This window comes from Roseovarius sp. MS2, assembly GCF_051447875.1.
In the GTDB taxonomy this organism is placed as follows: Bacteria; Pseudomonadota; Alphaproteobacteria; order Rhodobacterales; family Rhodobacteraceae; genus Roseovarius; species Roseovarius mucosus_A.
The window spans coordinates 3,610,410-3,623,140 of sequence record NZ_JBKHVF010000001.1 but is presented as its reverse complement, the minus strand read 5'-3'; the positions used below and the strand labels follow the sequence as shown (position 1 = coordinate 3,623,140).

General features: G+C 61.9%; 15 protein-coding genes and 1 tRNA gene. 6 read left to right on the top strand and 10 right to left on the bottom strand.

Annotated features, from left to right (window positions below; genetic code table 11):
• The first annotated feature begins 1 nt into the window (after window position 1).
• On the top strand, window positions 2-1,498 hold the full coding sequence (locus ACLGGT_RS17760) for a class I adenylate-forming enzyme family protein (protein ID WP_437197061.1): 1,497 nt from the start codon (window positions 2-4) through the stop codon (window positions 1,496-1,498).
• On the opposite strand, the gene ACLGGT_RS17755 is transcribed toward ACLGGT_RS17760, so the two are convergent.
• Window positions 1,493-2,272 (bottom strand): class I SAM-dependent methyltransferase, encoded by a 780-nt coding sequence (locus ACLGGT_RS17755; protein ID WP_375553551.1) that lies wholly within the window; start codon window positions 2,270-2,272, stop codon window positions 1,493-1,495. The two genes, ACLGGT_RS17760 and ACLGGT_RS17755, sit on opposite strands and share 6 nt — an antisense overlap.
• Window positions 2,273-2,342: 70 nt before the next feature.
• Between ACLGGT_RS17755 and ACLGGT_RS17750 the strand changes: the two genes are divergently transcribed.
• Together ACLGGT_RS17750 and ACLGGT_RS17745 are read left to right on the top strand one after the other, a co-directional pair.
• Window positions 2,343-2,630 carry an acyl carrier protein gene (locus ACLGGT_RS17750; protein WP_151979399.1) on the top strand — a complete coding sequence of 96 codons (288 nt, stop codon included), beginning with the start codon at window positions 2,343-2,345 and terminating at the stop codon, window positions 2,628-2,630.
• Window positions 2,631-2,864: 234 nt separating this feature from the next.
• Window positions 2,865-3,041 (top strand): hypothetical protein, encoded by a 177-nt coding sequence (locus ACLGGT_RS17745; RefSeq protein WP_008281056.1) that lies wholly within the window; start codon window positions 2,865-2,867, stop codon window positions 3,039-3,041.
• Window positions 3,042-3,045: 4 nt separating this feature from the next.
• Here the strand turns inward: ACLGGT_RS17745 and ACLGGT_RS17740 are convergent, their stop codons facing one another.
• From ACLGGT_RS17740 to ACLGGT_RS17705, 8 genes are all read right to left on the bottom strand, one after another.
• A complete protein-coding gene (locus tag ACLGGT_RS17740) occupies window positions 3,046-4,119 on the bottom strand; it encodes a 2'-deoxycytidine 5'-triphosphate deaminase (protein ID WP_081506212.1) in 1,074 nt (357 codons plus the stop codon).
• 80 nt (window positions 4,120-4,199) lie between these two features.
• Window positions 4,200-4,276, bottom strand: a tRNA-Pro gene (locus ACLGGT_RS17735).
• Between the two features lie 67 nt (window positions 4,277-4,343).
• Window positions 4,344-5,222, bottom strand: coding sequence for a MerR family transcriptional regulator (locus ACLGGT_RS17730; protein WP_437197058.1), 879 nt, complete (start codon window positions 5,220-5,222; stop codon window positions 4,344-4,346).
• 14 nt (window positions 5,223-5,236) lie between these two features.
• A complete protein-coding gene (gene ihfA, locus ACLGGT_RS17725) occupies window positions 5,237-5,539 on the bottom strand; it encodes an integration host factor subunit alpha (RefSeq protein WP_008281053.1) in 303 nt (100 codons plus the stop codon).
• Between the two features lie 111 nt (window positions 5,540-5,650).
• A complete protein-coding gene (locus ACLGGT_RS17720; RefSeq protein ID WP_008281052.1) occupies window positions 5,651-6,625 on the bottom strand; it encodes a beta-ketoacyl-ACP synthase III in 975 nt (324 codons plus the stop codon).
• Window positions 6,622-7,728 (bottom strand): phosphate acyltransferase PlsX, encoded by a 1,107-nt coding sequence (plsX, locus tag ACLGGT_RS17715; RefSeq protein WP_008281051.1) that lies wholly within the window; start codon window positions 7,726-7,728, stop codon window positions 6,622-6,624. Before plsX ends, ACLGGT_RS17720 begins: the two co-directional genes overlap by 4 nt.
• A 23-nt stretch (window positions 7,729-7,751) precedes the next feature.
• A complete protein-coding gene (gene rpmF, locus ACLGGT_RS17710) occupies window positions 7,752-7,958 on the bottom strand; it encodes a 50S ribosomal protein L32 (RefSeq protein WP_008281050.1) in 207 nt (68 codons plus the stop codon).
• Window positions 7,959-8,117: 159 nt separating this feature from the next.
• Window positions 8,118-8,681 (bottom strand): YceD family protein, encoded by a 564-nt coding sequence (locus ACLGGT_RS17705; protein WP_437197055.1) that lies wholly within the window; start codon window positions 8,679-8,681, stop codon window positions 8,118-8,120.
• Between the two features lie 88 nt (window positions 8,682-8,769).
• Between ACLGGT_RS17705 and ACLGGT_RS17700 the strand changes: the two genes are divergently transcribed.
• From ACLGGT_RS17700 to ACLGGT_RS17690, 3 genes are all read left to right on the top strand, one after another.
• Window positions 8,770-9,228 (top strand): outer membrane protein assembly factor BamE, encoded by a 459-nt coding sequence (locus ACLGGT_RS17700; protein WP_037297655.1) that lies wholly within the window; start codon window positions 8,770-8,772, stop codon window positions 9,226-9,228.
• Between the two features lie 78 nt (window positions 9,229-9,306).
• Window positions 9,307-10,044, top strand: a complete 738-nt coding sequence (locus ACLGGT_RS17695; RefSeq protein ID WP_437197054.1) for a GNAT family N-acetyltransferase — start codon at window positions 9,307-9,309, stop codon at window positions 10,042-10,044.
• A 41-nt stretch (window positions 10,045-10,085) separates the two neighbouring features.
• Window positions 10,086-11,903: an ABC-F family ATP-binding cassette domain-containing protein gene (locus tag ACLGGT_RS17690; protein ID WP_437197053.1), complete on the top strand. Its 1,818-nt coding sequence runs from the start codon at window positions 10,086-10,088 to the stop codon at window positions 11,901-11,903.
• A 3-nt stretch (window positions 11,904-11,906) separates the two neighbouring features.
• Here the strand turns inward: ACLGGT_RS17690 and ACLGGT_RS17685 are convergent, their stop codons facing one another.
• Window positions 11,907-12,662, bottom strand: a complete 756-nt coding sequence (locus ACLGGT_RS17685; RefSeq protein WP_375553561.1) for an SDR family NAD(P)-dependent oxidoreductase — start codon at window positions 12,660-12,662, stop codon at window positions 11,907-11,909.
• Between the last annotated feature and the right edge of the window lie 69 nt (window positions 12,663-12,731).

Genomic DNA, 12,731 nt, shown 5'->3' with positions numbered 1-12,731 from the left:
ATTGACCTTTTATCAGCGACTTAAGGCAGGCTGGGCCAACGCGGATGCCATTGCTTTTGACGACGAGGTGGTCACGCTTACCTATGGTGAATTGGACGCGGCGACGGGACGCGCGGCCTCGGCGTTCCTTGCCCAAGGTCTTGAACCCGGTGACCGGGTTTGCCTTGCCATGCAGAAATCGCTGGCGCAGATCGTCGTGCTGCTTGGGGCTCTGCGGGCGGGGCTTGTGGTGCTACCGCTGAACCCGGATAGCCCCGCAGAGGTTGTGGCGGACCAGATTTCCCGAACCGGGCCTGTTCTGCTGATCGGGGAGCGCGAGGACGGATGGCGCGCGCGGACGGAGAGCGGACCTGCGGCGGTGTCCCGATGTCTTGACGCTGATCCCGCAAGGCCGCACGATCCCCTCCACGCGACGGAGCACACCGACCCGGACAGATTTTCCGTGGATGACGAGGCCGGTGCCATCATCCTGTTTACCTCTGGCAGCACCGGGAGGCCCAAGGCCGTGATCCACAGTCACGGTGCCTTGTTCGCCAACACGGATGCGCTGAGGATCATCTGGGATCTCGACGCGTCCGATCGCCTGCTGCATGTCTTGCCAACGACGCATGCTCATGGCCTGATCGTTGCCCCCATGCCGATCCTGCTGGCAGGCGGCACTGTGGTTTTGCGGCCCCGCTTTGATCCGGGCGATGCTGTCGCGTGGTTGCCTCGGGTCACCTGCTTTATGGGCGTGCCCTTTTACTATGGGCAGTTGCTTCAGCATCCGCAGTTCACGGCGGGCGCGGCCCGACAGCTGAGGCTCGCTATCTGCGGCTCGGCTCCGATCCTTCCAGAGGTCCGGGAACAGGTCGAAGACAGGCTGGGGCTGCCGTTGCTCGAACGTTACGGGATGACAGAGACGCTGATTATGACTGCCAACAGCCCCGCACGAAACCGGGCCGGATCGGTCGGTCTGCCTCTTCCGGGGTGGAGCCTGCGCATTAGGTCCCTTGTGACGCACGAAACCGCGCCTCCGCAAGAGATCGGAGAGGTAGAGGCCCGCGGCCCTCTCGCACTGCCCAGCTATCTCGATGACTGGGCGGAAACGGCGCGTAAAACCGCGCCTGACGACTTTTTTCGTACCGGAGATGTCGGATGGGTCGACACGGACGGCTTTCTGCATATCACGGGGCGTGCCGATGACCTCATCATCTATGCAGGCCTGAACATCCAGCCCTCCGAAGTCGAGGCTGCGCTTGTTGCGATCAACGGGGTCGTTGATGTCTGCGTGTTTGGCGTTCCGCATCCGCACGCAGGCCAGGCTGTCATGGCCGCGGTTGTCTCGGCGGTGGGCACAACCCTGACACCTGCCGCCATCCGCGCGGAATTGATCGGCAAATTGCCCGCAACCAAAATCCCCAAGCGTGTCTATGTGGTGTCGACCTTGCCCCGAAACGCCATGGGCAAGCTTCGGCGCGATCTTCTTCGCAAGGCCTGCGAGCACGGCACCTTATGACTCATCCGGTCTTTCGGCGACGGCAATCACGTATGCTTTGATGGACCGCTCAAGCCCGCGCGCATAGGCGGCCATCGCGTTGCGTTTCAGCATCCTGACAAAGGGTAGGGTGGTGTCTGCGTGAATATCCTCGACTGTCACGGGCATCAGACCTGCGGCTTCGAGAGCCGAGCGGTAGGCCCCGACCGTGGGAAGAACATTCTCGTGGGGCACAAAGCTCGTTGGCTTATCAACAAGGACATCGGTAAGGATCAACCGCCCACCGGGACGCAAGAGCCGACGCGCCTCTTCAAGGAATTGCTGGCGCGTGCGGAAATGCATGGCGGTCTCGATAGCATGAATGCAGTCGAAGGTATCATCCTGAAAGGCGATGCTTTCGGCGCGCATCCGTTGGAAGGAGATGCGCGGGCCTGCGTAAAGACGGCTTGCATGGTCAATCTGCGCGCTGGAATAATTGATCCCGATCACGTCTGCCTGCGGATAGGCGGATGCGATCTGCGCCGTGCAGGCCCCCAGCCCGCACCCCACATCAAGCACGCGGCGTGCCCGCGCGCGGTTGGGATCTTGTGCGATGTGGCGGCGGACCAATTCGCGGGCCGCTTCGCCGGGATGGTCAATCCGCTGCCCATCTGCGTCATGCCAAAAGCCAAAGTTGTAGAGGTCGCTCTCACCATAGAACTGCCGGAACCGTGGATGGAAAATGGCGGTGTCATAGGCTTGCTCTGACAACCGGAGGCTTTCGTTCGCGTCTTGATCTGCTGGGTGTGATTGCATAGCATTAGTTTTTGTTGAATACTGCTGTGTAGGCAATACACAATCGCATTCCAGCTCTGAAAGGTCGATCATGCCCTCTGAAACGCAGCAGCCGGCACGTGCCGACGCAAAGAGCATCGAAACTTGGATGGCAAGTTACATCAGCTCTGTGATCGACGTGGCGCAAGACCCGTTTCCGGTGGATGATCGGTTTGACACTTACGGTTTGGATTCGGTCGAGATCACCATCATGTGCGGCATGATGGAAGAAGAGTTCGAGATCGAAGTGAACCCCGATCAAGTGTTCGACCACCCAAGCGTCACCGCCTTTTCCCAACATCTGGCCAAGCGCTTGGACGAGCGGTCCGTCGCCGCCTGAAGAGGCGTGATGATGGTGCGGTGGGGCGCGCCCTGTGAATGGCAGCAGTCCTTGATTCTGCTGCCGCTGCGTTTGCCTGTTATCCGGACATCAGGTGCTCGGGCGTTGTCGGAGCCTATGGCGGGGAGAGTTGGGCAAAAATGATACGAAAGTTGCGGATTAATTCTGACTTGCCCTCAAATCGGCACGTTTAGGCATTATGTTGATGCCAGAGGCAGCAAGAGGAGTGGCGCGATGAACGCCAATCAGATGATCAACATGGTGGTGCGGATGATCCTGCAACGGGTGACGCGCAGTGGCATGAATGCGGTAAGCAAACGCATGAGCGGCGGCGATGACGCGGCGGCCCGCAAGACCGTGCAGCGGGGGCGGCAGGCGATGAAGATCGGTCGCAAGATGGGGCGCTTCTGAGGCGTTACGCCTTGAAATGCTTGGACAGTTTCAATCCTTGGCCTTGGTAGTTCGAGGCAATGCCCGCGCCATACAAATGGTCGGGCACCTGATCCATGCGTTCATAGACCAGCCGCCCGACGATCTGGCCATGTTCCAGAACAAAGGGGGCCTCGTGGCAGCGGACCTCAAGCACGCCGCGTGATCCGGTGCCGCCAGCGGCGGCATGGCCAAAGCCTGGATCGAAAAAGCCTGCGTAATGCACCCGGAATTCGCCCACCATGGCCACGTAAGGGGCCATTTCGGCGGCGCATTCGGGCGGGATATGCACGGCTTCTCGACTGACAAGGATATAGAACGCGCCGGGATCAAGGATGATCTGGCCGTTTTCGGAATGCACCTCTTCCCAATAGGCGGCGGGATCGTAGTGGCCGATGCGGTCAAGGTCGATCACGCCGGTATGCGGCTTGGCGCGGTAGCCCACCAGCGTGCCCGAGACAGGACGCAGATCGACGGAAAAGCCAAGCCCGTCGTCGATCATCGCGGTGCCATCCACCAGCGGCGTTTGTGCGTGGAGCGCGCGCAGGGCATCATCCGAAAGCACCGCCTGACCGGCGCGAAAGCGGATTTGATTGAGGCGCATGCCGGGGCGGACCAGAACCGAAAAGGAGCGTGGGCAAATCTCGGCATAGAGAGGGCCAGCATAGCCGGGCGTCACGCGGTCAAATTCCACACCACCATCCGTGATCAAGCGCGTCAGCAGATCGAGTCGCCCGGTCGAAGATTTGGCGTTGGCCACAGCCTGCACGCCCATGGGCAGGGCAAGCGATTCCATCAGTGGCACGACATAGACGCAGCCTTTTTCCAGCACGGCCCCGGCCTTGAGGTCGATGCGGTGCATCTCGAACTCTGCGAGGCGGTCCGTGACCGTACGCCCGGCCCCGGTCAGAAAAGAGGCGCGCACGCGGTAGGCCACCTGACCCAAGCGCAGATCGAGGCTGGCGGGCTGGACCTGTTCGGGCAGGATCGCGGGCGTGCCCGACAGGGTGCCCGTTTCGATCATGGCGCGGATTTGCTGGCTGGAAAGAACCCCGGTCATCTCTGCCCCCCCTCTCGTTGCGCCCCGCGATTTGGTCAGGGTGCCCGAGGGGCCGAGGCGGGCAGGATCGTCGGTAATTATGGTCGGGCTAGCAGGACTTGAACCTGCGACCTTCCGTCCCCCAGACGGACGCGCTACCAGGCTGCGCTATAGCCCGACGATGGGCCGTTAATAGCGATTTTGACCGCAGGGGCAAGAGGTAAATCCCGAAATCGGGCAGGGATTTAGCGGTCTTTTGTGCCAGAGGCTGCATGGGTCTGGAGGGCCGCGACCAGCGGGGCCAGACGTGCGGCCAATTGCGGCGATACGGGACGGGGCAGGGCGCTGAGGGCCGTGAGCAAACCCGGAGCGGCAGCCACATCATCAGACGGATCGGCGGGCAGATCAGAGGACGCGCGTGGATGCGGCGCGGTTTGCGTAGGGGACGCGTCCGGTTCCAAGGGCGGAGTTTCATCCTCTGCGCTCGCTGCGGTGTCGCCCTCGGGTTCCGGCGCTGTGTGAAAAGAGGGGGCTGTGTCGGACAGTTCTGGCGCGGCGGATGCCGCCTCGTGAGGCGTCTGGTCTTCTATTGGCGGTAAGGCAGGCGCGTCCAAGTCTTCGTCGGGTGCGGGGGCCTTGGTCTGCGGCGAAAGCGGGGCCTCTGCGTCTGCCTCATATGCGCCGTCATCCAGTGCCTCAGGCTCTACTGCGACCTCAGCCGTGTCCTCTGGGTCAGCGGCGGGGTCATCGGCCCCGTCGGGGCGGGTAAAGGCCAGCACATCGGCGGGGCGGGCGGGAACAGAGGGCACATCAAGCGCAATGCCGCTGAGCGCACCTTGGGCCTCTTCATCCAAGGGCGGCGACATATCGGACACTTGTTGGATGCCATTCTCGCGCAGGTATTTCTGCGCGCCCTTGATGGTCATGCCTTGATGGTGCAGCAAAACCTTGATGCCCCCAAGCAAGGCCATATCCGCGGGGCGATAGTATCGGCGCCCACCTGCGCGTTTGACCGGCTTGATCTGCGTGAACTTGCTCTCCCAAAAGCGCAGAACATGCGCCGGGACTTCAAGCCAATCCGCGACTTCGCTGATGGTTCGAAAGGCGTCGGCGGCTTTGCCCATGGGCGGCGATATCCTTAGCTTTTGGTGCCGTCGGCGACGCGGTCTTTCATGAGGTGAGAGGGCCTAAAGGTCAGCACACGGCGCGGGTTGATCGGCACTTCTTCGCCAGTCTTGGGGTTGCGGCCCACGCGCGCTGTCTTGTCACGCACCGAGAAGGTGCCGAAAGACGATATTTTAACCTGCTCGCCGCGCACCAGCGCGTCGGACATATGGCCCAGAACGCTTTCGACCAGTTGGGCCGCATCATTGCGCGATAGCCCCACCTCGCGAAAGATGGCCTCGCTCAAATCCATCCGTGTCAATGTCTTGTCAGTCATCACATCCCCGCGATTTTTTTCGGTTACTTTGCGGCGAAGAATTTTACGAGTCAATCTCAACCACTTAGCGGCAGCCGTTCACCCGCGTGTTTTCGCCCATTTTCCGACGTTTTACCAGCGCAGGGCCACCGCGCCCCACGCCAGACCGCCGCCAATCGCCTCGGCAAGGAGGAGATCGCCGCGTTTGATCTTGCCCGAGGCCACGCCAACCGAGAGCGCGAGGGGGATGGAGGCGGCGGAGGTATTGCCATGATCCTGCACGGTGACGATCACGCGCTCCATCGGCAGCCCCAGTTTTTTGGCCGTGCCCTGGATGATGCGGATGTTGGCCTGATGCGGTACGATCCAATCCACGTCTGAACCGCTGAGGCCGATTTTTGCCAGGGCTGTCTCGGCGGTTGAGGCCAGTTTTTCCACCGCTTGACGAAAGAGCGGGTTCCCTTGCATGCGCAATTTGCCCGCCTCGCCGGTGGTGGACACGCCGCCATCGACATAGAGCATGTCGCGGTAGCGCCCGTCGGAATTCAGATCGGCAGAGAGGATGCCGCGATCCTCGGATGTACCAGCCCCCTCTTCGAGGCCCAGCACCAAAGCCCCTGCGCCATCGCCGAACAGCACGCAGGTGGAGCGGTCTGTCCAGTCCATGATGCGGCTGAAGGTTTCTGCGCCGATCACCAGTACGCGCTGCGCCTGACCCGACAGGAGGAGGGCGTTGGCGGTGGTGAGCGCGTAGATAAAGCCTGCGCAGACGGCCTGCACGTCAAAGCCGAAGCCGCGGGTCATGCCCAATTCGCTTTGCACCATGGTTGCGACCGAGGGAAAGGTCAGATCCGGGGTAGAGGTGGCCACGACGATACCGTCGATGTCATCGGGCGTGAGGCCCGCATGTTCGAGCGCGGCGCGGGCGGCGCGCACGGCAAGATCCGAGGTGGGTTGATCCTTGGCCGCGAAATGGCGGCGTTCTATGCCAGAGCGCGTGCGGATCCACTCATCCGACGTGTCGAGGGTTGCTTCGAATTCCGCGTTGGGAACGATACGTTCAGGCAGATAATGTCCGATGCCTTGGACGACGGCGCGCAGTGTCATTCAGATTCGGCCTCTGGTTGGGGCTCTGGGTGGGCATCCTGATCGAGCAGGGCGGCGGAGGCAACCCGCGCCGCCAGCCGTTCAGAAAAGCCGGATTGCGCCAGCTCGAACGCCAGCTTGATCGCCGAGGAGACGCCCATGGAATCGGCGGCACCATGCGATTTGACCACGGTGCCGTTCAGCCCGAGGAAGACCCCGCCATTGGCGCGGCGCGGGTCGATCCGCTTTTTCAGGCGCGCAAGCGAGGTATAGGCCAGCACCGAGGCCAGCCGCGAGAGAAAGGAATAGGCAAAGGCCTCGCGCAGCAGGTCGGCGATCAGTTTGGCGATGCCTTCGCCGGTCTTCAGAGCGACGTTGCCGGTAAAGCCGTCGGTGACGATCACATCGCATTTGGTGCCGGGCAGGTCGCGGCCTTCGACGAAGCCCACGAAATCGAAATCTGCAATCCGGGCGTTGGCGGCGATAAGATCATAGGCCTCTTTCAACTCGGCGCGGCCCTTGTGCTCTTCGGTGCCGACATTGAGCAAGCCAATGCGCGGGCGCTCGAGCCCAAAGCCGTTGCGGGCATAAGACGCACCCATCAGGGCGTATTGCATGAGGTCCTTGGCATCGGCGCGGATATCCGCGCCACCGTCGAGCATGATGTTATGCTTTTGCGGATTTTTCGAGGGCCACATCACGGCAATGGCCGGGCGGTAGATGCCCGGCAGTTTGCGCAGGCGCAGCACAGACATGAGCATGAGCGCGCCGGTATTGCCGCAAGACACACATACGGTTGCCTCGCCCATGCGCACCGATTCGAGCGCGGACCACATAGAGGTGTCACGCCCGTGGCGCACCACATGCGACGGCTTGTCGTTCATAGTGACGACTTCGGGGGCATGCCGGATTTCGCACCGTTCGGCCAAGCCGCGACGCTTGGCTATCAGACGCTCAAGCTCTTCTTTCGGGCCGTGAACGATAAAGCCGATATCGGGGTTTTTGGACGCAGAATAGGCAATGCCGGCAACAACCGTTGCCGGCCCCTGATCCCCGCCCATGGCGTCAATCGAGATGATGGTGCGTCCTGCACCCGCCTTGGAATGGTCCCTGCGAGCGGTCATGCAGCAAATCGCCTATTGCGGGTTCAGGCCGCGTCGTCTTCCAGGTCGATTTCTTCCACCAATGCCACGACCTCACGGTCGGCATAGTGTCCACACGCCGAGCACACGTGATGCGGGCGCTTCAGTTCGCCGCAGTTGGTGCACTCGTTCGGGTTGCCTGCAACCAGCGCGTCATGGGCGCGGCGATTGTTGCGGCGCGATTTCGATACTTTGTTCTGTTGGACGGCCATGTCGCAACCTCAATTCCTGTGGGCCGATCTGGCCCTGTTTCACGGGTGTTCGCGGCTCTTAGTATGTTACGAGCCGCCGGTTCAACCCCAAATTCCGGTGAGAGCGGGAAAATACAGAGATTTAATGCCGGGGCAAGCGATTCTTGGCGTGCGGTGGGATCATTCCGTGTCGGGCTTGCCCAGCTTGTCGCGCAAGCCCGAAAGGGCAGCGAATGGTTTGGTTTCTTCGTCCTGCATCGGGGTCACGCCCTCTTCGGCCACGGTCAGTTGGCCGAGTTCGGCCCCATCCTTGCGGGGATAGGGGGGCAGGGCGAGGCTCAGCGCCTCGATCATCACGCGCGCAAGGTCGATTTCCGTGCCCAGCGGTTCGAGTGTGTCATCCTCGGGCATCTCGATCTCGGCGCCCGGATCCGGGGCGTCAAGCCGCGCGTCGGGGGAAAAGCGGCGCATCACCGACTCGTCGATGCGGGTCTGCACAGGTTCAAGCGTGACGACACAGGGCTGCGAGACGGTGGCACCCAGATCGGCCTGCAAGAGCCAGTCGGCGCGCCCCTCAGCCGTAAGCGTGCCGCGCAGGCGCAGCTTGCGCAGACCCAGCACCCCAAGATCGCTTGCGATGCGGGCCATCTCTGCGGCGTCGGGGGCGATATCGAAGGTCACGGGACGGCGCGCCGAAAGGTCGGCCACGCGGATCGCTCGGGTGTTTTGCGGGTGTTGTGACATCTTTCCCCTCGCTTCCTTTCTTGAACCATTGCATCACCTTGCTGTAAACGGGATAAAAGCCGAAGCAGGCCGATACAAGAGGGCAGAAATGACAGCGATCCGAAACCGAGTGATCAGCGCCTTGGCGCTGTGCTGTCTGATGGTCGTAACGGGCTGCGCTGCCACCTATCGCAATCACGGTTATGTTCCACCCGAAGAAGATCTGCAAAACCTCGTGGTGGGCGTGGATAGCCGCGCCACTGTGGATGATGTGATCGGGCCGCCATCGCTCTCGGGGGTGCTGGCGGATGGCGATTATTATTATGTGCGCAGCCGGGTGCGGGAATATGGCATGTTCCGCCCTCAGGTGGTGGAGCGCCGCGTTCTGGCGATTTCCTTCAATGACAATGACACGATCGCCAATATCGAGGAATTCGGGCTTGAAGATGGTCAGGTTGTCCCACTTGCGCGGCGCGTGACCGATTCTTCGGTGGTCAGCAACGGCTTCTTGCGTCAGCTCCTGAGCAATATCGGCAATATCAACCCTGTCGAAGGGTTCGGCAACTAGGCCGGGTCATGCCGCTGTCACAGCTTGCGTGCTAGAGCGACCGGGACTAGGGTCGCTCAGCGCAGACGAGGTCGCGGCATGGCAGGGCTTGGCAATCAGCGGTATCAGGCACGGATCGGCACCACGCCCGAGGATCGGGTTGCTGCACAGCGGTTGCGCGCACGGGCCTTTCTGGGCGAAGCCGATGGGCTGGATTGCGACCGTTTCGATGATATCTGCACGCATGTTCTGATTGAAGAGACGGGCAGCGGCGCGTTGGTGTGTTGCTTTCGGATGTTGATGCTGAATGGCGGGGCCGAGATTGCGCAGAGCTATTCGGCGCAATTCTATGACTTGTCAGCGCTTGCGGGATTCGAAGGCAAAATGGCCGAGATGGGGCGGTTCTGTATCGCACCGGGGCAGCTTGATCCCGATATCTTGAGGGTGGCATGGGCCGCTATGACGCGGTTTGTCGATGACAATGGCGTTGAGATGCTGTTTGGCTGTTCGTCCTTTCATGGCACCAAGACCGAGACCTATCTGGATGCATTTGCCATGTTGCGTGAACGGCATCTTGCGCCGCGACGCTGGTGGCCGCAGGTCAAGGCCCCGGCCGTGTTCCGCTTTGCAGAGCGGCTGCGGCGACACAAACCCGACCTGAAGCTGGCGATGCGGCATATGCCGCCCCTCTTGCGCACCTATTTGATGATGGGCGGATGGGTCAGCGATCATGCGGTGATCGACCGGCATCTGAACACCTTGCATGTGTTCACCGGTGTCGAGATCGGGGCCATTCCGGCGACGCGCAAGCGGCTGCTGCGCGCGCTTGCCGGTTGAGGTCCCTTGACGCTGGCGAGGCGGCAGGATAGCCCGCGCCCATGGCACGCGCACCTCTTTTACAGCTCACCGACATTTCGCTTACCTTTGGGGGTGAGCCTGTGTTTCATGACCTCTCGCTAGTGGTGCAACCCGGCGACCGGGTGGCGCTTGTGGGGCGCAACGGGTCGGGAAAATCGACGCTGATGAAGGTGATGGCCGGTCTGGTCGAGCCAGATCGCGGGCTTCGGGTTGTGACGCCGGGGATCAGCGTGGGCTATATGGAACAAGAGCCCGATATGGTCGGGTTCACCACGCTCGGCGACTATGCCGCAAGCCTGTTGGACCCGGCTGAGGCCTACCGCGTTGAGATGGCGGGTGAGGGACTGAAATTTGATCCTGCGCGCCCGGTCAGCACGGCGTCGGGGGGCGAGCGGCGGCGCGCGGCTCTGGCCAAGCTGATGGCCGAGGCCCCGGATCTGATGCTGCTCGACGAGCCGACCAACCATCTTGATATCGAGGCGATTGCCTGGTTGGAAAATGAGCTGCGCGAGACGCGCAAGGGCTTTGTTCTGATCAGCCATGACCGTGCGTTTTTGCGTGAACTGACGCGCGCAACCCTCTGGATTGACAGGGGAATGACGCGGCGACAGGAAAAAGGGTTCGAGAATTTCGAGGCTTGGCGCGACAAGGTTTGGGATGATGAGGATCAGCAGCGCCACAAGCTGGATCGCAAGATCAAGTCCGAGGCGCGGTGGGCGGTCGAAGGCATCAGTGCGCGGCGCAAGCGCAATCAGGGTCGGGTGCGCGCCTTGGCCGAATTGCGCGCCGAGCGTAGCAGCCAGATCCGGCGTCAGGGCACGGCGGCCATGGCGTTTGATTCGGGGCCAACGTCGGGCCGCAAAGTGATCGAGGCCGTTGATATTTCAAAGGCTTACGGTGACAAGCTCATCTTGCAGAAGTTCAGCATCAAGATCCTGCGTGGGGATCGCGTGGCCTTTGTCGGCCCCAATGGGGTAGGCAAGACGACATTGCTCAAGATGCTGCTCAAAGAGATCGAGCCCGACAGCGGTGCCGTGACCCATGGCACAAATCTGGTGCCGGCGGTGTTCGATCAGGCACGAGCGCAGCTTGACCCCGAGATGACCCTCTGGGAGAGCCTGACAGGGGATGCCGATATGCGCGTCTCTGGGCAGGCGGATCAGGTGCTGGTGCGCGGGCAGCCCCGGCATGTGGTGGCCTATCTCAAGGATTTCCTGTTTGACGAGCGGCAGGCGCGTGCGCCGGTCAAATCGCTGTCAGGGGGCGAGAAGGCCCGGCTTTTGCTGGCCAAGCTGATGGCGCGCGAAAGCAATCTGTTGGTGCTGGACGAGCCGACCAACGATCTCGACATCGAGACGCTGGACCTCTTGCAAGAGTTGCTGGATGATTTCGACGGCACCGTCCTTTTGGTCAGCCATGACCGTGATTTTCTCGACCGTGTGGCGACCACGACCATCGCGATGGAGGGGGATGGCCGGGCCACCACCTATGCCGGGGGCTGGTCGGATTACCGCGCGCAGCGGGGCGCGGATGCCGCCATGGAGGCGGATAAAAAGGCCAATAAAACAGACACCAAGGCACCGGAGTTGAAGCAATCCAAGGCCGCTGTCACGCGGCTCAGCTTTACGGAAAAGCACCGATTGGAGGAGCTGCCCGCCGTGATGGCACGGCTTGCCGCCGAGATTGGCAAGCTCGAAGATCTGCTTTCGGATGCCGCGCTTTTTACCCGCGAGCCGGTCAAGTTCAAGAAAGCCACCGAGGCGCTGACCACCCGTCAGAGCGCTCTGGCCCAGGCGGAAGAGGAATGGCTGGCCTTGGCGGAGCGCGCAGAGGGCTGAGCGTTACTGCATCCGCAGCGCGCCATCGAGGCGGATCACCTCGCCGTTGAGATAGCCGCAGTCGATGATGAAGGCGGCAAGCCGGGCATATTCTGCCGGATCACCCAAGCGTTTGGGAAATGTCACCTCAGCCGCCAGACTGTCCTGCACCTCTTGTGGCAATCCGCGCAGCATCGGCGTCGCAAAGATGCCGGGGGCAATGGCCATAACACGGATGCCTTCGCGCGCCAGATCGCGCGCCATGGGCAGCGAGAGGCCAACAATACCCCCCTTGGAGGCGGCATAGGCGGCCTGGCCCTTTTGCCCGTCAAAGGCGGCGATGGAGGCGGTGTTGATGATCACGCCGCGTGCGCCATCTGCGTCGGGCGTGTTCAGCGCCATTTGCGCCGCGGCCAGCCGTGCCACGTTGAACGAGCCCACAAGGTTAATGTCGAGCGTGCGACGAAAGAGATCGAGCGGGTGGGGGCCATCGCGGCCCAGCACCTTGGCGCCGGTGGCGATGCCTGCGCAGTTGATTGCGGCGGTGATCCGTCCCATGGCGGTTGTGGCTGCTGCGATGGCGGCGGCGACTGATGCCTCATCTGTCACATCGGTTTCGACGAAATATGCGCCAATGTCGGCGGCAATGGCCGCGCCACGCTCTGCATCGCGGTCGAGCAGCGTCACCTGAGCGCCCATGGTGCGGAAATGCCGCGCGGTCGCCTCGCCCAACCCCGAGGCCCCACCGGTGATGATCGCGGCTGTATCCTCTATGCGCATGGTGCCCTCGTTTGTTTTAAATGAACATATGTTCAAATACTGCCTGCGACCTGTCCTGTCAAAGACTGT

Bases quoted from the DNA above. Each gene is read 5' to 3' on its own strand.
- ACLGGT_RS17755 (WP_375553551.1), bottom strand. From the start codon at position 2,272: ATGCAATCACACCCAGCAGATCAAGACGCGAACGAAAGCCTCCGGTTG.
- ACLGGT_RS17750 (WP_151979399.1), top strand. From the start codon at position 2,343: ATGCCCTCTGAAACGCAGCAGCCGGCACGTGCCGACGCAAAGAGCATC.
- ACLGGT_RS17745 (WP_008281056.1), top strand. From the start codon at position 2,865: ATGAACGCCAATCAGATGATCAACATGGTGGTGCGGATGATCCTGCAA.
- ACLGGT_RS17740 (WP_081506212.1), bottom strand. From the start codon at position 4,119: ATGACCGGGGTTCTTTCCAGCCAGCAAATCCGCGCCATGATCGAAACG.
- ACLGGT_RS17730 (WP_437197058.1), bottom strand. From the start codon at position 5,222: ATGGGCAAAGCCGCCGACGCCTTTCGAACCATCAGCGAAGTCGCGGAT.
- ihfA (WP_008281053.1), bottom strand. From the start codon at position 5,539: ATGACTGACAAGACATTGACACGGATGGATTTGAGCGAGGCCATCTTT.
- ACLGGT_RS17720 (WP_008281052.1), bottom strand. From the start codon at position 6,625: ATGACACTGCGCGCCGTCGTCCAAGGCATCGGACATTATCTGCCTGAA.
- plsX (WP_008281051.1), bottom strand. From the start codon at position 7,728: ATGACCGCTCGCAGGGACCATTCCAAGGCGGGTGCAGGACGCACCATC.
- rpmF (WP_008281050.1), bottom strand. From the start codon at position 7,958: ATGGCCGTCCAACAGAACAAAGTATCGAAATCGCGCCGCAACAATCGC.
- ACLGGT_RS17705 (WP_437197055.1), bottom strand. From the start codon at position 8,681: ATGTCACAACACCCGCAAAACACCCGAGCGATCCGCGTGGCCGACCTT.
- ACLGGT_RS17700 (WP_037297655.1), top strand. From the start codon at position 8,770: ATGACAGCGATCCGAAACCGAGTGATCAGCGCCTTGGCGCTGTGCTGT.
- ACLGGT_RS17695 (WP_437197054.1), top strand. From the start codon at position 9,307: ATGGCAGGGCTTGGCAATCAGCGGTATCAGGCACGGATCGGCACCACG.
- ACLGGT_RS17690 (WP_437197053.1), top strand. From the start codon at position 10,086: ATGGCACGCGCACCTCTTTTACAGCTCACCGACATTTCGCTTACCTTT.
- ACLGGT_RS17685 (WP_375553561.1), bottom strand. From the start codon at position 12,662: ATGCGCATAGAGGATACAGCCGCGATCATCACCGGTGGGGCCTCGGGG.